The 21,015-nt window shown below is 28.5% G+C and carries 25 protein-coding genes; 16 read left to right on the top strand and 9 right to left on the bottom strand.

The window, feature by feature from the left end; all coding sequences use genetic code 11:
* Positions 1-23: 23 nt before the first annotated feature.
* Positions 24-923 carry a hypothetical protein gene (locus CQA44_RS01385; RefSeq protein WP_115545488.1) on the top strand — a complete coding sequence of 300 codons (900 nt, stop codon included), beginning with the start codon at positions 24-26 and terminating at the stop codon, positions 921-923.
* 72 nt (positions 924-995) lie between these two features.
* On the opposite strand, the gene rny is transcribed toward CQA44_RS01385, so the two are convergent.
* On the bottom strand, positions 996-2,471 hold the full coding sequence (gene rny / locus CQA44_RS01380; RefSeq protein WP_309544877.1) for a ribonuclease Y: 1,476 nt from the start codon (positions 2,469-2,471) through the stop codon (positions 996-998).
* A complete protein-coding gene (locus CQA44_RS13110; RefSeq protein ID WP_115545486.1) occupies positions 2,404-3,090 on the bottom strand; it encodes a 5-formyltetrahydrofolate cyclo-ligase in 687 nt (228 codons plus the stop codon). The genes rny and CQA44_RS13110 overlap by 68 nt, the downstream gene beginning before the upstream one ends.
* Positions 3,091-3,158: 68 nt before the next feature.
* On the opposite strand from CQA44_RS13110, the gene CQA44_RS01370 reads away from it, so the two are divergent.
* The 10 genes from CQA44_RS01370 to CQA44_RS01325 all read left to right on the top strand — a co-directional run bounded on the left by CQA44_RS01370 (position 3,159) and on the right by CQA44_RS01325 (position 10,606).
* The gene (locus tag CQA44_RS01370; RefSeq protein WP_181881733.1) at positions 3,159-3,899 is read left to right on the top strand and encodes a plasminogen-binding N-terminal domain-containing protein; all 741 of its coding nucleotides are present in this window, start codon (positions 3,159-3,161) and stop codon (positions 3,897-3,899) included.
* 17 nt (positions 3,900-3,916) lie between these two features.
* Entirely contained in the window at positions 3,917-5,284 is a 1,368-nt protein-coding gene (gene glcD / locus CQA44_RS01365) for a glycolate oxidase subunit GlcD (protein ID WP_115545484.1), read from the top strand.
* A gap of 169 nt (positions 5,285-5,453) precedes the next feature.
* Positions 5,454-6,164, top strand: coding sequence for a Bax inhibitor-1/YccA family protein (locus CQA44_RS01360; RefSeq protein ID WP_115545483.1), 711 nt, complete (start codon positions 5,454-5,456; stop codon positions 6,162-6,164).
* Entirely contained in the window at positions 6,164-6,562 is a 399-nt protein-coding gene (locus CQA44_RS01355) for a thiamine-phosphate pyrophosphorylase (protein ID WP_181881735.1), read from the top strand. Before CQA44_RS01360 ends, CQA44_RS01355 begins: the two co-directional genes overlap by 1 nt.
* A gap of 68 nt (positions 6,563-6,630) precedes the next feature.
* Positions 6,631-7,044: a nucleoside-diphosphate kinase gene (gene ndk / locus CQA44_RS01350; RefSeq protein ID WP_115545481.1), complete on the top strand. Its 414-nt coding sequence runs from the start codon at positions 6,631-6,633 to the stop codon at positions 7,042-7,044.
* Positions 7,045-7,049: 5 nt separating this feature from the next.
* Entirely contained in the window at positions 7,050-7,403 is a 354-nt protein-coding gene (locus CQA44_RS01345) for a hypothetical protein (RefSeq protein ID WP_115545480.1), read from the top strand.
* A gap of 19 nt (positions 7,404-7,422) precedes the next feature.
* On the top strand, positions 7,423-7,575 hold the full coding sequence (gene rpmF / locus CQA44_RS01340; protein WP_115545479.1) for a 50S ribosomal protein L32: 153 nt from the start codon (positions 7,423-7,425) through the stop codon (positions 7,573-7,575).
* An 8-nt stretch (positions 7,576-7,583) separates the two neighbouring features.
* Positions 7,584-8,561: a phosphate acyltransferase PlsX gene (plsX, locus tag CQA44_RS01335; protein ID WP_115545478.1), complete on the top strand. Its 978-nt coding sequence runs from the start codon at positions 7,584-7,586 to the stop codon at positions 8,559-8,561.
* A gap of 13 nt (positions 8,562-8,574) precedes the next feature.
* Positions 8,575-9,537, top strand: coding sequence for a beta-ketoacyl-ACP synthase III (locus CQA44_RS01330; RefSeq protein WP_115545477.1), 963 nt, complete (start codon positions 8,575-8,577; stop codon positions 9,535-9,537).
* The gene (locus CQA44_RS01325) at positions 9,527-10,606 is read left to right on the top strand and encodes a hypothetical protein (RefSeq protein WP_115545476.1); all 1,080 of its coding nucleotides are present in this window, start codon (positions 9,527-9,529) and stop codon (positions 10,604-10,606) included. Before CQA44_RS01330 ends, CQA44_RS01325 begins: the two co-directional genes overlap by 11 nt.
* A 72-nt stretch (positions 10,607-10,678) precedes the next feature.
* On the opposite strand, the gene CQA44_RS01320 is transcribed toward CQA44_RS01325, so the two are convergent.
* Positions 10,679-11,131: a hypothetical protein gene (locus tag CQA44_RS01320; RefSeq protein WP_115545475.1), complete on the bottom strand. Its 453-nt coding sequence runs from the start codon at positions 11,129-11,131 to the stop codon at positions 10,679-10,681.
* A 75-nt stretch (positions 11,132-11,206) separates the two neighbouring features.
* On the opposite strand from CQA44_RS01320, the gene ilvD reads away from it, so the two are divergent.
* The 5 genes from ilvD to mnmA all read left to right on the top strand — a co-directional run bounded on the left by ilvD (position 11,207) and on the right by mnmA (position 15,069).
* Positions 11,207-12,937 carry a dihydroxy-acid dehydratase gene (gene ilvD / locus CQA44_RS01315; protein ID WP_115545474.1) on the top strand — a complete coding sequence of 577 codons (1,731 nt, stop codon included), beginning with the start codon at positions 11,207-11,209 and terminating at the stop codon, positions 12,935-12,937.
* Positions 12,938-13,008: 71 nt separating this feature from the next.
* Positions 13,009-13,332, top strand: a complete 324-nt coding sequence (locus CQA44_RS01310) for a hypothetical protein (protein ID WP_115545473.1) — start codon at positions 13,009-13,011, stop codon at positions 13,330-13,332.
* Entirely contained in the window at positions 13,329-13,463 is a 135-nt protein-coding gene (locus CQA44_RS13105) for a hypothetical protein (RefSeq protein WP_258864863.1), read from the top strand. Before CQA44_RS01310 ends, CQA44_RS13105 begins: the two co-directional genes overlap by 4 nt.
* A 62-nt stretch (positions 13,464-13,525) precedes the next feature.
* Entirely contained in the window at positions 13,526-13,945 is a 420-nt protein-coding gene (locus CQA44_RS01305; protein WP_115545472.1) for a hypothetical protein, read from the top strand.
* Between the two features lie 89 nt (positions 13,946-14,034).
* Positions 14,035-15,069 carry a tRNA 2-thiouridine(34) synthase MnmA gene (mnmA, locus tag CQA44_RS01300; protein WP_115545471.1) on the top strand — a complete coding sequence of 345 codons (1,035 nt, stop codon included), beginning with the start codon at positions 14,035-14,037 and terminating at the stop codon, positions 15,067-15,069.
* A gap of 231 nt (positions 15,070-15,300) precedes the next feature.
* Here the strand turns inward: mnmA and CQA44_RS01290 are convergent, their stop codons facing one another.
* From CQA44_RS01290 to CQA44_RS01265, 6 genes are all read right to left on the bottom strand, one after another.
* Positions 15,301-15,702, bottom strand: a complete 402-nt coding sequence (locus CQA44_RS01290) for a hypothetical protein (protein ID WP_115545469.1) — start codon at positions 15,700-15,702, stop codon at positions 15,301-15,303.
* A 251-nt stretch (positions 15,703-15,953) separates the two neighbouring features.
* Positions 15,954-16,298, bottom strand: a complete 345-nt coding sequence (locus tag CQA44_RS01285) for a hypothetical protein (RefSeq protein ID WP_115545468.1) — start codon at positions 16,296-16,298, stop codon at positions 15,954-15,956.
* A gap of 149 nt (positions 16,299-16,447) precedes the next feature.
* On the bottom strand, positions 16,448-17,881 hold the full coding sequence (glnA, locus tag CQA44_RS01280; RefSeq protein WP_115545467.1) for a type I glutamate--ammonia ligase: 1,434 nt from the start codon (positions 17,879-17,881) through the stop codon (positions 16,448-16,450).
* 54 nt (positions 17,882-17,935) lie between these two features.
* Positions 17,936-18,877, bottom strand: a complete 942-nt coding sequence (locus CQA44_RS01275; RefSeq protein ID WP_115545466.1) for a hypothetical protein — start codon at positions 18,875-18,877, stop codon at positions 17,936-17,938.
* Positions 18,864-19,979, bottom strand: a complete 1,116-nt coding sequence (folP, locus tag CQA44_RS01270; protein WP_115545465.1) for a dihydropteroate synthase — start codon at positions 19,977-19,979, stop codon at positions 18,864-18,866. Before folP ends, CQA44_RS01275 begins: the two co-directional genes overlap by 14 nt.
* Positions 19,979-21,013 carry an AI-2E family transporter gene (locus CQA44_RS01265; protein ID WP_115545464.1) on the bottom strand — a complete coding sequence of 345 codons (1,035 nt, stop codon included), beginning with the start codon at positions 21,011-21,013 and terminating at the stop codon, positions 19,979-19,981. Before CQA44_RS01265 ends, folP begins: the two co-directional genes overlap by 1 nt.
* Positions 21,014-21,015: the final 2 nt, after the last annotated feature.

The raw sequence follows: 21,015 nt of genomic DNA, 5'->3' as shown, positions 1-21,015 counted from the left end.
TTAAAATTATGGAGCTTATTGTAATGAAAAAAATAGCGTTAATTATAGCACTATTAGGACTAAATCTAGCCATAGCAAATGAGAATATTGCAACAAACGATGAATTAAATGACGATAATGCAGAATATTTATATGAAGATGATGATTCTGATGAGATTGTTGATAATAATGAAAATATTAATAATGAAGATATTGATGTTAATAGCGATGCTAAAGAATATTCTAAAGATAATAATGACAAACAAGAAGATTTTAGAGATATAACACGTTGGCAATATACTCAAGAAGAATTAATTAATAAAGAAGAAAAGGCTGCAAAAAAGGCAAAACGAGAGGAAGAATATAAAAAAAGCATTACTAGAAAAAGAAGTGGTATGTTTGTTGGCGGAGGAATTGGAGCATCAAATGCTGACCTATCAGTTACAACTACTACACAACAAAGTGCTTCAATGAATGGACTAGGTCTAGGGGTAGATTTATTTGTAGGATACCAAAAGGCATTTAACGATTATTCTGGTCTTAGAACTTATGTTGAAGTTGCTGATAGCTTTGGAACAGGTGTATTTTATGCTAAAACGCAAGATGGAACTACATATAAAGCTGATAGTAATCTATTAAAAGGAATTGCTAACATAGATGTATATTTAGAAGGAAGTATGGGTAGAAATAATAGTGAAACTTTAGGGGTATTTTTAGGGCTTGGAGTAGCATATATGAGATATAATGGAAATGATAATATTCAGAGTTTTAATGCTGTTTCATTGGTGATGAATGGTGGAATTCATACCATAATTGCAAATAACCATAGAATAGAATTACTTGTTAGATGGCATCCGTTTATAAAAGCAGATAAAGCTGCTAATGGAAACGCAACATTTATAGGTAATATGGAATCTTTTGTTAGATACTCTTATATGTTCTAAAATATTTTTTTGGGTTTTTAAACCCTAAAAATATAAAATCTTCTCTATAATCTTTATTTTAAATTCAATTATTTATCTAGCATATTGAGTAGCTCTTATTTCTCTTATAACATTAACCTTTATTTCGCCCGGATACTGAAGATTTAGCTCTATTTCTTTTGCAATTTCTCTAGCTAGTATTGCTGCTTCTTTATCATTTACTTGGTCTGATTTTACTATTACTCTTATTTCTCTGCCTGCATTTATTGCATAAGCTTGTTTTACTCCTAGATGATTTAGAGCTATTTTTTCTAGGTTTTGAACCCTTTTTAAGAAATTCTCCAATACTTCTTTTCTAGCTCCCGGTCTAGCTCCAGATATTGCATCAGCCGCACATACAGCAGCTGATTCTATGCTTTTTGCTTCTTCATTTCCATGATGTGCGAGAATAGCATTAATAACGACTGGATGTTCTTTATATTTTCTAGCTAAATCATAACCTATTGTTACGTGATTACCACCTAGTTCGTGTGTAAGAGATTTACCTATATCGTGTAATAATCCTGCTCTTTTAGCTAATATCTCATCTCCATCTAATTCTCCTGCAATAAGCCCAGATAAATGTGCAACTTCAATAGAATGTGAAAGAGCATTTTGACCAAAACTAGCTCTATATTTCATTTTACCAATTAATTTTTTTAATTCTACATTCATATATCCAAGCCCTAAATCAATGACTACATTTTCTCCATCATTTAATATATTTTGTTCCATTTCAGCTTCGCATTTTTTATATATTTCTTCAATTCTTGCAGGGTGAATTCTGCCATCTTCAATCAATAGATTTAGAGTATTTAATGCAATAGACCTACGATATAGATTAAAACTACTTAAAGTTATTGTATTTGGTGTATCATCAATTAAAACATCAACTCCTGTAATATTCTCTAATGTTTTAATGTTTCGTCCATCTTTACCAATAATTCTTCCTTTCATTTCATCATCTGGGAGGCTAACTACATTTATTAGTTTTTCTGCACTATATTCTCCAGCATACCTTGAGGTAGCTAGAGCTATAATGTAATTTGCTTTTCTCTTTGCCTCCTCTTTTGCCTCTTGCTCATATCGCCTAATTAGATTTGCTCTCTCAATTATTAAGCTATCTTCTAAATGAACTAAAAGCATACTTTTTGCTTCTTCTTTTGATAAAGAAGAGTAGTTTGAGAGAGCATTCACTATTTCTTCTTGTTTTTGCTTGTATTGTTCTTTTAAGCCATCTATTATCATTTGAGACTTAATAATATCACTTTGCTGCATTGCTATATTTTTGCTTTTTTCTTCAATTTGCTTTAATTGTTGGTTAATAATGATTTCTTGTTTTTCTAACTGTAAAGCTTTTTCTTCATAATTTTTTATTAATTTACGCTCTTCTCTTTCATACTGCTTTTTTAACTCTATCTCTTCTTCTTTTAGTTTTATTTTTTTATTTTGAAATTTTATTTCAGCCTCTTTTTCTATTGCTGTGGCTTTTATTTTTGCTTGTTGTATTACTATGTTTTGTTTTGAGATATAAATTTTTTTTGTTATAAAGTGTGAAAGGACGCCTGATGCTAGAGCACTCAAACCAACTACCAAATAAATCATATTTTTTACCTTTCTTAGCGATTATTATATCGCCTATAATGTCATAATAATTTGTAATTTTTATATTAGAAAAACTTAAGATTCTACTAACAAAAATATTAATAGGCTTATTTTTTAGCCTAGCGTAAAATCTATCATACATTCCTTTACCAAAACCTATTCTTCTAAAATCAATATCAATACCAACAATTGGAATTATTGCTAAATCTAATTTATTAAAATTTATAAAGTTAGAGTTGTTTGTTTGATAAATATTGTATTTATTTTTACTTAACGGTAGCCTAAAAGGCACAATTTTAAAACTATCATCTATGATAAATGGAGAGAATATTTTAATATTTTTTTGCTTTTTAAAATAAAAAATTAAAGGATAAATATTAATTTCAATATTCATTGGCAAATATAAAAGTATATTTTTTGGCTTAAACTTTAGTATTTCTTTTTTGATTAATTCTATTATTTTTTTATCACCCAATCTCTCTTTATTTGCTTTTAATAAATTAGATTTTGCAATATTTCTAAAATCTTTTTTTAAATCTCTCATAGTTTATTTTCTTAAAATATTTGTTTGTTATAATAACAGTTTATTTTATCAAAATTTTAGGATTCATTTTGAAAAAGATATTTTGGATTTGTTTAGTATTATTTTCCATTTTAAATTCATTTGAGGTAAAAAATACATTAGTAATTACTATACCAAAGCAAGAGGATTCCAAAGATTCTAGCATTAAGATACCAGCCTTTGATTTGCAAAAAGGCGATAGCGGAATTATTACAAGAGAAGTAGATAATAATGAATTTATATTATTTAATGTGGAAGTAATAAATGTAGTAAATGGCATAGCAGAGCTAAAATTAATAGAATTTAATTCTATGAATGAAGAATATTTGCCAAAACCGATAGGTGTAGTTAAAGAGGGTGATAAGGCTATCTTTAGGATACTCTATGATAGAGCAATATTAATAGCCCCAAATCAAAATTCATATCAAGAGGTGCTTGATTTAAATAAAAATATAGATTTTTTACATTCGGATGTTTTTGCTACATTTTTAGCTAAAAATAATATAAATATGCCAAATACTGATGATTTTAAAAGTTTTTGTTCTAGGTTTGATGTGGGTTTGGTTTTTATAGTTGGTAAAAATGATATAACAACTCTTAATTGTCAAAGTTTTAATATACTAGAGCAAGTTTCATATACTCTAAAAGATAATATAGTAAAATTGCCATTCTATACAAGATTAAGTGATGGGGTAATACAAGAAATATTTAACATTAAAAAATTTAGTGACTATTATATGTATTTCAATAATTTAATATATTCTAAGAATCTTACAAAACAATCAAAATAGAGCTTTAAGGGATTAAGATGTATAAGTATTTAAAAAATATTGTAGGAGAGAATGACTATTTTGATGATATGGCACATTTAAGTGCATATTGTTATGATGCAACTAGAGAGAGATTTGAACCAAATGCAGTTGTCTTTCCAGAGAATGAAGATGAGGTTTCAAGGATTTTAAAATATTGTAATGAAAATAAGATTCCAATTACTCCAAGAGGTGCTGGTAGTGGATTTACGGGTGGAGCATTGCCTAAAAATGGTGGAATAGTCCTAGCAATGGAAAAATATTTTAATAAAATATTAGAAATTGATAAAAAAAATATGGTAGCAAGAGTTCAACCAGCAGTTATAAATAAGCATTTACAAGAGATTGTAGAAAAAGAAGGGCTATTTTATCCTCCAGACCCTGCAAGTCAAGATTATAGCACAATTGGGGGAAATGTAAGTGAAAATGCAGGTGGAATGCGTGCTGCAAAATATGGAATAACAAAAGATTATGTAATGGCTCTTCGTGCTGTTTTACCAAATGGAGATATAATTCGTGCAGGCAAAAAAACAATTAAAGATGTTGCAGGATTTAATATTGTTGGAATCTTAGTTGCAAGTGAAGGTAGTTTAGGGGTTATTACAGAAATTACTTTGAAACTTCTCTCAAAACCAAAATATAAAAAATCTGCTATTGGAATCTTTGATACTATAAATGATGCTATGGAGGCTGTTTATCAAACTATGGCTAGCGGAGTTACTCCTGTTGCAATGGAATTTTTAGATAATCTTAGCATAAGAGCTGTGGAGAGTAAGTTTAAAAAAGGGTTACCTGCAGATGCTGGAGCAATACTCATAACACAAGTTGATGGTTCAATGAAGAGTGAAATTGAATATCAATTAGAAAATATTGAATATCAATTTAAACAAAATAAATGTACTAATTTTAAAATTGCACAAGATGAAAAAGAAGAAAATGATTTGTGGTTTGCTAGAAGAAATGTGAGTCAAAGTATTAATATTTATGGTAGTAAAAAACTAAATGAGGATATAACAGTCCCTAGAGCAGCACTTCCAGAGCTTTTAAAAAAAATTGATGAAATTTCAAAAAAATATTCTGTAATTATACCTTGTTTTGGACATACAGGTGATGGTAATGTCCATACTAATGTTATGGTTAATGGAGATGATAAAAATGAACTAGACAGAGGATATGAGGCAATCACAGAGATTTTTAAAGCTACAATAAAGCTTGGTGGAACATTGAGTGGAGAACACGGAATTGGAATCTCAAAAGCACCATTTATGAAATTAGCATTTAGTGATGAGGAAATGGAGCTTTTTAAAAGTATAAAAAAAGCATTTGACCCAAATAATATTTTAAATCCGGGGAAAATGGGGTTATAAAAATAAGATTATAAAATTTTCATTGCAATTAGTTAAAAGTTGTATTATAAAGTAGTGTAATATTTATAAACTTCTAATAATATGATAATAAAATTTGCAAAAATTATATTAGATAGTATAATTGCATTTCCAAAACTTAATTTGGTATTTAATTAATAAGGAGATTTTAATGGCTCTATATGATAGAAATTACACAAGTGATATTGGCTTTGAGGCTGAAAGGAGTGAGAATGCTCTAGTTGGCTTTGTAAAGCAAACTTATAAATTTTTTGCGGCTTCATTGTTTTTTGGCACAATAGGGGCTTATATAGCTATGCCATTTGCACCTATTTTAGCTGGTGGTGCGATGTTTGGTATCTTTATTTTAGAAATTGCATTATTATTTGGGCTAATTTTCTTAAAAGATAAGCCTATTGTAAATTTAATCTTACTATTTAGTTTTACATTTGTTACAGGTGTGGCATTAGTTCCTCTTTTGGCTAATGTATTAAGCCTTCCTGCTGGGGTAAGCATAGTAGCTCAAGCCCTTTTAGGAACTACAATAGTATTTGGGATAATGTCCCTTTATGCAATAAAGACTAAGAGTGATTTGTCAAATTGGGGCAAGATTTTATTTCTCGCACTTATTGGAATAATTGTTGCTAGTTTAATAAATCTTGCAGCTGCTTATTTCTTTGGCTTTGGTAATGCAGGGTTGATTAGTGTTGTAATCTCTGGTATTGCAACAATTATATTTAGTATGTATATAGCTTATGATACACAAAATATTATTAGAGGTAGATATGATAGTCCTATAATGGCAGCTATAAGCTTATATTTAGATGTTTATGGTTTATTTGTTCATTTATTGAATATACTTGGATATGTAAATAAAGATTGATAAGAATATTAGATGCTAATCTTAATCGAATAAGAGAAGGTATTCGCGTGATAGAAGATATTGCGCGATATATCTTAGAAAATAAAGAATTATCCATTAGATTAAAAAATATCCGCCACCTTTGTAGAATTGATAAAGATTTTATAGAGCTTATAAGGAATAGAGATATTAAAAAAGATATATTAAAACAATCTACAATAAGCGAACAAAATAGAGATAATATAAAAAGCATAGCAATTGCTAACTTTAAACGCTCACAAGAAAGTGCTAGAGTTTTAGAAGAAATGCTCAAGATAGAATCTAACACCCTTTCTGAACAATTTAAGAAAATACGATATGAGCTATATGATATAGAAATTACTTACTTTGCTGTTTTAGAAAAATATTCTATTTTATGAAATTTATATAAATGTAAATATTTATATGATAGACTCTTTTTAAAAATTGAAATTAGGAGTCAAGTCTCGTGGAAAGAACACTTTCAATAATAAAGCCTGATGCAGTTAAAAAGAATGTAATTGGCAAGATTATAGATAGATTTGAAAACAATGGATTAAGAGTTGTTTCAATTAAAAAAATTTTGCTTTCTGAAGTAATTGCAGGTAATTTTTACGCTATACATAAAGAAAGGCCATTTTTTAATGATTTGGTAAGATTTATGACAAGTGGCTCGGTTGTAGTCATTGTTCTAGAGGGTGAGAATGCTGTTAAGAAGAATAGAGAATTAATGGGCGATACCGACCCTAAAAAAGCAATAAAAGGGACTATTAGAGCAGATTTTGCAGAAAGTATTGATGCAAATGCTGTTCACGGTAGCGATAGTTTAGAAAATGCAAAAAATGAAATAGCATTTTTCTTTTCTCAAGCTGAAATACAATAAAAATTTTGAAAATAGAGATAAGAAAAATATCATTAGAGCCAAAAAAGTTTAATCTTAATCTAAAAGACATAGATTTTGATATAAATATCAATGGTAGTATTTGTAAGTTAATAAATGGTTTGATTAAGATAGAATCTAACCTTATTGGTAAAATTAATGTTATATGCGATATAAGTGGCGATGAATATACACAAAATATTGATAGAGCATTAACTTTATTTGCTAACAATGGCATTTGGAAAAATAATGATGTTGATGATTATTGTGATGTAATTGAATTTTTTGATAGTTTTATAAATCTAGATTCTATATTTATTAGTGAAATAGAATCGATAAAATTAGAGTATCATATAAAATAATTAATTTAAGGAGGATAAAATGGCGGTTGTTCCAAAAAGAAGAGTAAGTAAAACTAGAGGATTAAAGCGTAGAACGCACTATAAAATAAAGCTCCCAACTCCAATAAAAGATAAAAATGGAAATTGGAAATTACCTCATACAATATGCAAAGAAACTGGAAGCTATAAATAGAGAAATAAATGTTAAAAATAGCAATTGATGCAATGGGTGGAGATAATGGCGTTCAGCCAATAGTAAATGGCATAAAAGAAGCTTTAAAAAATAAAGAATTTGAAGCTATTATTGTTGGAGATGAATCGTTAATAAAACAATACTTAGATTCTGATAATAGTATTAGAATACACCATTGTAGTGATTATATAAAAATGGAAGATATGGCTACAAACGCATTGAAAAAGAAAGATAGTTCTATTTATCAAGCTATTGAATTAGTTAGAAATAATGAGGCTGATGTAGTAATTTCTGCTGGACATAGCGGTGCTAGTATGAGTTTGGCTACACTTCGTTTTGGAAGGATTGAAGGAGTAAGTCGTCCAGCAATTTGCACTACTATGCCTAGAATTGATGGAAAGACAAGTATTATTTTAGATGCAGGTGCAAATGTAGATTGTAAGGCTGAAAATCTAATTGAGTTTGCTATAATGGGCTATGAATACGCAAAAAATGTTCTTTCATACGAGAATCCTAGAGTGGGATTATTATCAAATGGAGAAGAAGATAATAAAGGTAATGAATTGACAAAAGAAGTATTTAAAATCTTACAAAAATATCCTTATTTTAAAGGTAATGTTGAAGGTAATGATATTTTTAATGCTAGTGTTGAAGTTATAGTTTGTGATGGGTTTAGTGGAAATTTAGTTCTAAAGGCTAGTGAAGGTGTGGCTGAAGCTATTAGTAAAATTTTAAAAGAAGAAATTAATAAATCTTTTATATCAAAAATTGGTGCAATATTTATGTTAAATGCGTTTAAGGCACTAAAAAGACGCACACATTATTCAGAATATGGTGGAGCACCGCTTTTGGGAGTAAATAAAAATATTATTATTTGTCATGGCAAAAGTAATGCAAGGGCAATAGAATGTGCAATTTATCAGGGCATAAATGCTCTAAACTCTAAAGTTGTTGAAAAAATTACTAATAGTTTTATAAAAAAATGATTTTGGAGAAAATATGAATACTAAAATCTATGCTTCACTAAAATCTATTGCTTCATTTGTACCTAATAGAAATGTAAGCAATAAAGACTTAGAAAAAATTGTTGATACAAGTGATGATTGGATTACAAAAAGAACTGGTATTGAGGGTAGGTATTTTGCTGAAGATAATCAAAAATCTAGTGATCTTGGGTTTGAGGCGGCAAAAATAGCAATTCATAGGGCTAATATAAAAGCTACTGATGTTGATATGATAATTTGTGCAACTTTATCCCCAGATTATCTTGCTATGCCATCAACTGCTACTATTATCTCATATAAACTTGGTATTGAGAATAAGCCTGCTTTTGACATATCGAGTGCTTGTAGTGGGTTTATATATCTTTTATCAATAGCAAAAGCATATATTGAGAGTGGAATGTATGATAATATCTTAATTATTGGAGCCGAAAAAACTAGTTCAGTGCTTGATTTTAGAGATAGAAATACTTGTGTTTTGTTTGGAGATGGTGCTGGAGCCGCTGTTATTGGTAAAACTAATGAAATAAAAAAAGCAATTGTTGATGTTCATATTAGTGCAAATGGTAAATATGCAAATTTATTGATGACGCCTATGGATTCTCCTTTTATTAAAATGAAAGGTAATGAAGTGTTTAAATTGGCTGTAAAAACATTAGCAAATGATGTAGAAGAAATTTTAAAGAAAAACAATATTAAACCAAAAGATATTGATTTTTTTATTCCTCATCAAGCAAACCTTAGAATAATAAATGCCGTAGGAAATATGGTAGATATAGATTCTAGTAAAATCGTCTTAACTGTGCAAAAATATGGAAATACTTCTGCTGCTAGTATTCCTATGGCAATTGATGAAATTTATAGAGAAAGGAAGCTAAAAAATGGTGATTTATTGCTATTAGATGCTTTTGGAGGCGGGCTTACTTGGGGTTCAAGTTTGCTTTATTTTAATGGTAGTTAGATTTTTTATAATATTAATATTTAGTTCTTCATTACTCACTGCAAATGCACAAATTAACTCTAAAAAAGAGATAAACACTCAAAGTCAATTAAGTGATGATAACGAATTGCCAACAGCAATACAAGATAAGGTATTAAATACAAGCTCTACACCATATACCACCCTTGATAAAATATTCCCAAATTATTATTTAGAAGGTGTTATGAATGGTTTTATTGATACAATAGAAAATGTATTATTAAAGATAGATATTAGAAGAATCTCACTTGATTTTTCAAATACAAGCATAAATGTAACACAAGAATATATAGATGATAATATTAATCAATTTAATAGTGATAGCTCAACTATTGTAGGCTTTAATGCTGATTTAGCTCTTGATTATAACTTTACAAATAGCAGATTTTCAAATAGACTTTTAATGGAGTATGGATTAATTTTGCTAAGACCTAGGAATGCTCCTCGAACTAAAACAGAAACTAGTGATAATATAGTTTTTACAATTGGATACACAAGAAAATCATTTATGCTTAAAAATGGCTTTGTAGGACCATTTGTTGATGGTGAATATCAAACTGAATTTACAAGAAATAGCAATGGGACAAAAAATCAAGCTTTACGTTATAAAGCCGGTATTAGAATGTTAGATGGAAAATATATTGATGAGCTTTATCTAGCAGGTGTTGGTGAGATTGATTTTAGCTTAAAACCATCTAGTATTAGAGGTGCAATAGAGACAGGCATAAGAGCAAAAAACCCTATTACTGACAATATAGGTGTTGTGTATCAAGCATTTTGGAGACAATATATAGGATATACAAATTTTAGAAGTAGTGATTTAGAATATAATGCAAATTTTGGAGTAAGGCTTGATGTAAGCATTTATGAAGGTTTTGCTTTATCCCCATTTGTATCTGCTAGATTTGCAAAGATAAAAGGTTCTACAAAACACGCTAGCAATATAACAACAGGGGTTGCACTATTATTTTCAAGTAGTATAAACGCAATATCTAATATTAAAAGCACACAAGATGAGAATCTAAAGTCATATTTTAAATCTATTGATTAGAAAATGATTGTATAAAATTTTTGTCTATAAAATTTATATAAAATTTTGTTTGTGTTAAAACTTAGTATTAAGCTATGCTTCAAAAAAAATTTTTTTATTTAAAGCATTGTGAGTATATTTTACCCAAGCAATTTTTAGTGTATAAAGCTCTCCAGAATAAAGTATAGCAAAAGGAAATGTGTTATAATAAATATCTTTTTGTTCTTTTGTAGAATTCATAAAAATTGCCTTTATTTGAGCCCCTTTAATATTGGCAATATTCATAGAATCTTCTGAAATATTTATAGCTAGTATAGGGTTTTTATAGGCTAGTTGAATGTGTTTAGAATTTGGACTGCTTTTAATGATAAAACTAAGATTTACCTTATCAAAGGCATAGTAACAGCTAGCTGTATAAACTTCATATTCTATAAAATTATGATATTTAGATTCTAGTTGTCTTTTTTGACTAGAATCTGAATTTTCAAGCACACTTAAACTAAGTAAATGATTATTAAGTAAAAAATCTAATATTTTTTTATCCATAGTGAATTTTAGCTAAATAAATTTATTTAAAAATTTAATATAATTGTAAAAAGCTATTAGATTTAAGGAGTATTTATGAGAAGTGATATTATTAAAAAAGGCTATCAACGTACACCGCATAGAAGTTTATTGCGTGCAACAGGATTGAAAGATGAGGATTTTGATAAGCCTTTCATTGGCGTGGCAAATAGTTATATTGATATTATTCCGGGGCATTTTTTTCTCAACAAATACGCCGCAATTATCAAAGAAGAAATCAGAAAAGCTGGAGGAGTGCCTTTTGAGTTTAATACGATTGGCGTAGATGATGGCATTGCTATGGGTCATAATGGAATGTTGTATTCTCTGCCAAGTAGAGAATTAATTGCTGATTGTATAGAAACTGTTATGAATGCCCATAGCCTTGATGCAATGATTTGTATTCCAAATTGCGATAAGATTGTTCCGGGTATGATTATGGGCGCATTGCGTGTGAATGTTCCTACTATTTTTGTAAGTGGCGGTCCTATGCTTGCAGGAAAGCTTGATGATGGCACAATCTTGGATTTAAGTTCTGCATTTGAGGCGGTTGGAGCTTATGCAGACGGCAAGATTGATGAAAAAAAGCTCTATGAGATAGAATGTAATGCCTGTCCTAGTGGAGGAAGTTGTAGTGGAATGTTTACTGCAAACTCTATGAATACACTTTGTGAGGCTATGGGTATAGCGTTAGAGGGCAATGGCACAATTCCAGCTCTAACTAAAGAAAGAGAAGAGCTTTTGCGTAAAGCTGCAAGAAGAATTGTAGAAATTGCACTAGATTCTAGTTTAAGTGAAAAATTCAAATTTAGAAATATATTAAATAAAAAAGCTGTGCATAATGCTTTTGTTGTTGATATGGCAATGGGGGGAAGCACAAATACGGTATTACATATGTTAGCTATTGCAAAAGAGGCAGAAGTTGATTTTAGCTTAAGTAATATTAATGAAATTGCAAAGAATGTATCTCATATTGCAAAAATTTCTCCTGCCTTAAATGTAATACACATGGAGGATATTAATAGAGCAGGGGGAGTTTCAGCAGTAATGAATGAGGTGGCAAAAAGAGACTTAAGTAACGCTTTAGATTCCGCTAAAGGTGAATTAAACTCTGCTCTTTATTTAGATGCACTTACTATTACAGGCGAGAGCATAGGAGAGCGTATTAAAAATGCAGTTATTGTAGATTCCAATGTAATTAGACAAAATGACAATGCTTATTCTCCTGTTGGTGGGCTAAAAATCCTTTTTGGGAATCTTGCTAGTGAAGGTGCAGTGCTTAAAACCGCCGCAGTAACAGAATCTATGAAGGAATTTGAAGGCAGTGCAGTTGTTTTTAATTCACAAGAAGAAGCAATTAAAGGTATTGCAGGGGGTAGAGTGAAAGCTGGCAATGTTGTTGTGATACGTTATGAAGGACCCAAAGGCGGACCGGGTATGCAGGAAATGCTCAGTCCTACGAGTTTGATTATGGGTATGGGATTGGGCGAGTGTGTTGCGCTTATTACGGATGGACGCTTTAGCGGTGCAACACGTGGAGCGTGTATAGGACATATCAGCCCTGAAGCTGCAGAAGGGGGGCTAATTGCACTTATTGAAGAGGGAGATAGAATCCTTATTTCTGTTTCAAGGGGTATTTTAGAATTGCTTGTAGATTCTGAAACTTTAAAATCTCGTAAAGCAAAATGGAAACCCATAAAAAAGGATATAACAAGCAAATGGCTAAAAAGATATTCACTGCTTGTAAGCAATGCCTCTAATGGTGCTATTTTAAAAACAGAAATATAAAGTTTTATAGATAAAGGTAGCTGTTAAAAATAATGTTAAAAAATAAATAATGCCTTATGGGGAGAATAAGTTTGAAGTCATTTGAAATATTAATTTGTTTAAAAAGCCTAGATATTAGCCTTTTTCAAACTATGATAAGAAATGTAGATAGATTTATAAGACCAAATAAAATAACTATTATTACAAAAGATGAGATAATATCTAAATTTAAAAAACAATATACAAATATAAATTTTATCAATGAAGATAGCTTATATAATGGCTTAAGTTATAAATCTGTACAAAATAAATTAACTTCTTTAGGCGGTTGTAAAAATCGCACAGGGTGGTATCTACAACAATTTTTAAAAATGGCTTATTCTCTTTACCTAGTTTCTAAAAATGGGGGGGGGTGAGAGAATATTATCTAATATGGGATGCAGATTCTATACCACTGCGTTTTTTAGAATTTTTTGATAAAGAAAGAGTGTTTTTTGAAAAAGGAAGTGAATTTCATAAGCTATATTTGATACATTACAAAATTTAAAGATTACTATAAAAGATGATATTTTAAGGAAAGCAGCCCCTTTTAGCTTTATTGCTGAAAATATGATGATAGATGTATATAGAATGTGTGAGTTTATAAAAATAATTGAAGTAAATCATAAAAAAGCTTTTTGGGAGGTAATTTTAGATAGTATTAATCCACTTGATTTAAGCTACTCTGGGTTTAGTGAGTTTGAGACTTATGGTAATTTTATGTATATGAAATATCCAAATGAAATTGCAATAATAAGTCGAAAAAGAGATAGATTTGCTAAAAAATTAATTGGAGATAAATTTTTAAGTGATGAAATCTTATCTTGGTATGCAAGGGATTATGAAGTAATTGGTATTGAAAGTTGGGATAAAACAAGTTATTTTTTAAATAAGCTTATACAAATAAAAATATTTAGATATATCCGCCCAAAATACTACAAATTCCTATTAAAATGTTTGGATAAAATTAGTATAAAAATAAGATTCTAGTTATTTTTAGCTAATAACTAATACATAAAAAGCTTTTATAGTTGTGTTAAAATTCTTTTTTTATTTATATATTTTTAAGGAATAATTTTATGAAAAAAGTAGCATTGTTAATGAGTGGTGGAATAGATAGTTCTTATAGTGCATATCTATTAAATAAAAAATATGAAGTATATGGTATTTATTTAAAATTACATAATAAAGAAGAAAAACACGAATTTTTTATAAATCGCTGTAAAAATGTGGCTGATAAATTACAAATAAATTTTCAAATTATAGATTTACAAAAAGAATTTAATGAAATTATATATAAATATTTTATAGATTCTTATAAAAATGCTAGGACACCAAATCCTTGTGCTATGTGTAATCCAAATATTAAATTTGGACTTGCATTAGAGAAAGCATTAAGTTTGGGATGTGATTATATAGCAAGCGGACATTATGCAAGAATTGTAAATTTAAATGGAATAAATTATATACAAGAAGCAGTTGATAAGACTAAAGACCAAAGCTATTTTTTATTTGGAATCTCAAAAGAAGCAAAAGATAGATTGATTTTTCCACTTGGCGATAAATTAAAAACTGATGTGAAAAGAGAGGCATTTGCAGCAATGCCTTGGTTTGGTGAGCTAGAAGAATATAAAGATTCTCAAGAAATTTGCTTTGTAGATAAAGACTATATAAAAACTATTAGCAAAGAATTAGATGTTAATCAAAAAGGTATTGTAAAAGATAAAAATGGGAATATAATTGGAGAGCATAAGGGTTATATGCAATATACTATTGGTAAAAGAAAGGGCTTTGATGTGCCACTTTCTCAAACAGCACAATATGTATTAGATATTAATGCAGAAGAAAATGTTTTAATTGTTGGCTCAAAAGAAGATTTATTAAAAAAAGAAATTATTGCAGATGCTTTTATAACTGAAGGTATAAATGATGGTAATCATAATATTAAGATTCGTTATAGAAGTAATAGTATAGAGGCTACTATAAAAATTAAAGATAATAAGATTTTTGCATATCCATTAGAGAAAGTTTATGGTGTAGCAAATGGTCAGGCATTAGTGATATATAGAGATGATGTTGTTTTAGGCGGGGGCTTCATAGAAGAATCTAAATAAATTTTTAAGAGCTATTAAAGAGTATCAAGCTTTTTAATAGTCTCTAAAGATTTTTATAATTGATTGGATGACTTATTGGCGATTTCTTCTAATGTTTTAACTAGTTTTTTATATATTTCTAATAGAGTAGTTTTATTATCAAAACTTCTAAGGTCATCTAATATTATATGAAACAATATATAATCTAATTGATTTGCTTTTTCTAAGCCTAGTAATTTTATATTTATTGCTTTATGAAAGACAATTAACTCCAACAATCTGTGCTAAGTTTTCTATTTTGTTATGTTGTAAATTGCTTTTTTCTTCTAATATCAAGAATAAAGAGTAAATATAAATGTAATATATTATTTTTTTAACACATTGTTTATTGTCCTCATTCATACTTTTAAATAGATTTTTTGCATATTCATTTATATCATTTCTCTCATCTATTAATACACTTAAAAAGCCATGTTCTTTAAATATTGTTACAATTACAGCTTGGTTAGAAGCAATATTAAATATTTGATTTAGGGTTAATTGATTATCTTTTGTTTTGATATTAATTAATTTATCTATTATTGTAACCTCTCCATATTTAATAAAATTATAATTTATAGCACAATTGAGTAAATTTAATGCTATATCAAACATAGGCTCTAAATCACTAACTCTTCCTTCTATAACTTTTTATATTCATCATAAAAATTATGTAATATTAAAATAACCGTCTCTATTTGTTTTCTCTCAATGCTATCGTTAGAAAAATTTTCATTATTGTTTTGTGTAAAAGTGGTGGTAAATTTATTAAATAGAGTATGAATAAGACATGTTACTATTAATAGTGGTATACCTATTTTTGGCTGCCATATTGAAAAAAATAATAATGGCAATGTATATTTTAATCATTTTTTAGAAACTATTTTTTCTTTTAAATATTCTATTAAAAGATTTATAGGAGAATTTGTATCTTTTATAAATTTTTCCTTTGTATGGTTATGAGTAAAATGATATATTTTATATATGTCATTAGGATTTCCATAGAAGCAAAAAATGTCAAATTCTTCATTAGATGTGTTTTGTTTTATTATATTGCTTATTTTTGTTAATCTACATATGTATGTTCTTATTGTCCCAATTTCATTTTTTGTCCTAAAGTTAATATTTTCACTTAAATATTTTTTAAAATCTTCTTTAAAGCTTGGAATCTCTGTATATAAAATATTTATTTCTCTTATTTCTTTTTTCATTATAAACCCTTAAATATTTTTTGCCATTCTACCCCCCCCCTATATTAATATATGCTTAAGCGTTAGATTAATATTTATTTAAGAAAGGTAGAGAGTTAAATAATAGTTAAGAGAATATTATTAGAATCCTAGAGGATTCTAAAGGTAATTTAGCAAGAATATGTGCTTACAAATTCAAATGGATGTGGTCTAGCCTCCCAAGGCCATATCTCAGTCTCAAATTTATATGCTTTATATGCTTGTAAAAATTCTTCACTAAATACATCGCCTTCTTTGAAAAAATCTCTATCTATTAGCATTTCTTCTATGGCTGTTCTTAGTGTGTGCGGAAGTTGCTTGATACCCTTTTCTCTTATCTCATCAAGGTGGAGTTTAAATAAGTCAATATCCATAGGTTCTCCGGGGTGAATTTTGTTTTTAATGCCATCAATTCCTCCCATAAGTAGTGCAGAAAATGCTAGATATGGATTGCTTGAGCTATCGGGGAATCTAAACTCCATTCTTTTTGTTTTCTCTCCACTATTGTATGGGATTCTAATACTTGCAGAACGATTTTGTGCAGAGTATGCTAAAATGCTAGGAGCTTCAAAGCCCGGAATTAACCTTTTATAAGAGTTTGTAGAGGCGTTTGTAAAAGCTGCAATGCTTCTTGCATGCTTTAATACACCTCCTAAGAAAAATAGAGATAATTCACTAAGTCCTTGATATTTATCTCCTGCAAATAGATTTTTACCATCTTTCCAAATGCTTATATGCACGTGCATTCCACTTCCATTATCACCATATATTGGCTTTGGCATAAATGTTGCGGTTTTGCCATTTAAATGAGCTACCATTTTTACTACATATTTTAATTTTTGGACATTATCAGCTGCTTCTAGCATATCTCCAAATTTTACGCCAATCTCGCCTTGAGCCTGTCCTGCCTCGTGATGAAGGACAAATGTTTCAAGCCCAACTTGATTTAAAACTTTTGCCATTTCAGCTCTAATATCAACCATAGAATCTATCGGTGGGACAGGAAAATATCCACCTTTAGTTCCACTTCTATGCCCTATATTTATGCCATCTTCAAAATCTCTATTTCTATTCCACTCACCCTCTTCTGTGTCAATCTCATAATATTGGCAGTTTATAGAATCTTTCATTTTAATATTATCAAATATGAAAAATTCATTTTCAGGTCCAAAATATACCACATCCCCTATATTTGTTTCCTTTAGGTATGCCATAGCTTTTTTCACAATACTTCTAGGGCATTTTTCATAAGGTTCATTTTTATAAATATCCCAAATATCGCAAAATACAACGATAGTTGTATCGGCACTGAATGGATCTAAAAAATATCTTACAGGGTCTGGAATAAGCAACATATCAGATTTATCAATAGGTTGCCACGCAGGGATAGATGAAGCATCAAAAGGGATGCCTTTAAAGGTATCCTCATCAACTGCTTTTATAGAAAAGCTAATATGATGCCAAGTTCCTTTAATGTCTGTGAATCTGAAATCAACAAATTCTACTTCATTTTCCTTGCAGAATGTAAAAAATTCATTTATAGCATTTTTTTTATTTATATCCATTTTTTCTCCTAAATTATAGATTTATTATTTTAACCAACTTTGCTTTAATAAGAACTATTCTAAACTTTTTTGTGCATTTTGGAATTTATGTTCAAATAAAGCATCCTCCTTTTTTAAATGAATTTTTAGATTATTTAAGCATTCTTTGCTAACACTTCCTAAAACTTGCACTACAAGTGAATCAAACAAGTCATTATTATCTTCATATAAAGCTCTTTTAAATAATTCAAAATATTTTTCAAAATCATCTTTATCTTTTTTGTCATTTACTTCTTTTTGCTGGATTGAGGTTAAAATATCTACTAAATCTTCTTTAGTCATATCATCAAGTTGTTTTGTTGAGTAGGCACTGCTTATTTCTCTAAGTCTTTTTATTAAATCCTGTTTATCTTGTGAGTTATTAAAAAATTGCTTATAGTTTTTTTCTAAGTCTTGTGGCATAAACTCGCTAATAATGTATTTTTTAATATTTGTTATTTTGTCAATATTTGATGAGATTTTATTATTTTCTAGTTGATTTAATATATCTTTTAAAAGTTCAACCTCATTTCTATTTCTCTCAATAAAGCTCATAAAACTAGCAATTTCTTCTTTTGGCATAAAATTTATTTTTTTTTCTATCATTTCAATTATTATTTCTTGATACTCTCTATATTTTATTTCTAATATTAAAAGCACTTTTTCAACCAAATCTGCACTAATGAAATTAACTACTACATCGTGAATATTGTTATATGGATATTTGACTAAAAGCTCATTAAAAGTGCTATAAAAATTATCTGTTTGTTCTATTTTAGCCTTTATTTTAGAATCTATTATTTCTAAGCTTGTATTTTGAATCTTTTTTATTCCAAGATTATATTCTGCTATACTCTTACTCCATTGCATAGTTGTTTTTTTAAACTGCTCTAACAGAGCTTCTTCACTTAAATTATTTAGATTTTCTAATCCGTGATTTTTTAATTGCTCTATTAATCTTTGTTTATTGCTTTGCATTTAATTCCTGCCAAATTGCAAACATATCAATATGCTCTTTATAATCATGACATCTAATAATATTTGCTCCATTATCTAATGCTCTCTGATGCAAACTCAAAGTCCCTGATAGCCTATCTTTAGTATCTTTATTTGTTATCTCCCCAATACTTCTTTTTCTACTAGCACCAACTAAAATCTCACAATCAAAATGTTTAAAATGTCCTAGATTTTTAATTAATTCAAGATTTTCTTTAGTATTTTTACCAAAACCAAAGCCAATATCTAAAATTATTTGCTCTTTTTTTATTCCCATAGAAGCTAACTCTTCTATTTTTGTAGTAAAAAACTCATCTAAACTTTGAGTAATATTTTTTTTGTGTGGCATAATGTTGCTATTGTGCATAATTATTATTTTATTATCATTGTTTTTTGCAAGCTCTGCTAGTCTCATATCTTTTAATCCATAAACATCGTTGATTATTTTAAAACCAAATTCAACGCATAATTTTGCTGTTTGGTAATTATAGCTATCAATAGAAAATATTGCTTTTTTTGTAAGATTTTGTTTATATATTTCACTTACTGCATCTTTTATTCTATCTATTTCTATATTAGGTTCTATCTCTTTGCTTCCCGGTCTGCTTGAAGCTCCACCAATATCTATAATATGAACTCCAAAATTTATCATATCCTCAATTTTTGATATGATTTGCTTTGTGCTTTTTACTCTAGAATCTTCATAAAAAGAATCATCTGTAATATTTATTATCCCCATAATTTTTGGCTTTAAAGTAGGTTTATTTAGATGTTGTTTAAGAATTGTGGCTAGATTTTTTAACCCAAATGGTTGTATATTGCATTTATTTATAATATGTTCCATTTGACTTTGTGTGGCAATTATGATTCCATCATAAAATTTATCCCTACATAGAATCATATCCCTAGATACTATAAAATCTCCTCCAGAGCTTAGTGCCTCTTGCTTTAATATATGAGCTGCACTAAGAGGAATTTGAAATACTTTAAAAATGTGAATTGTAGATTTTTTCAATGCTGTGCTTATGGCAAACTCTGTTGCATTAATATCTAAATTCAGGTTTTCTAACTTTTGGATAAACACTACCTTTCCTTAAACTGATATTTATATACCCTAATTAATGCAATAAAAAATGCACTCATTGTAGGACCTATTATAATTCCCCAGAATCCAAAACTAGCAAGTCCTGCAAGAATTGCTATGAAGATTATAATTTCATTAACTTTTACAGGCTTTTTAAGTAATGTTTTATTAACAAAGCTAATAATTAAAGGTTTTATTACATTATCTATTATGAAGCCAATAAAAATTAGTGAATATAGAGATAGAAAAATTGCACTTTTAAAATCACCACTCCAATAAATATATAATCCGCAAGGCACCCATATTAATGCTCCACCAACAACAGGCACTATTGAAGCTAGTGCATATAGTGTTCCAAATAAGATTCCACTAAAACCAAGAAAACTAATAGCAATTCCAAAGCTAATGCCCTGAAGAATCATAGAGATTATTGTAGTAAAAAATACCACTCTTAAAACCCCGCTAGTTTCTGCCAAGATATTATTGCTAGATTTTTTATCAAATGGAATAACATCAACAATATAAGATTTTATCTCAAGTCCATAGTAATAAAATAAATATAAAAATATTAAAACAAACACTAAGTCTGTAATAAAACTAATTCCTGTTTTGCCTATATATGTGCTTATACTCATGGTATAGCTTATTATTGTATTTATATTAATTGATTTAATAGATTCTATTGCTCTATTTTTTGCAATATTTGGTATTCCTTCTAAAAGAAGTATAGTTTTGTTTTGAATTTCTTTTATAAAAACTGATATTTTTGATAAATCAATTTGAAGTATTTGATTTATAATTTCATTACTAACTAGTAATAGTGGTATAATAAAAAATGCTAAAAATATAAAAACACTTACAAATGATGATAAGAAATTATATTTTATAAATCTATCTACATACTTTTTTAGTCCAAAAGTAGCTACACATAAAAGCAAGGCTACAATTAGATTCATCAAAAATGGTTCATATAGCTTTAAAATTAAATAAAATGTTATTAGAAATATTGCCCAAAAAAAGTATTTTGGTTGCATTA

It is taken from the genome of Helicobacter sp. MIT 14-3879, assembly GCF_003364125.1.
This window is presented reverse-complemented; position numbering and strand designations above follow the sequence as displayed.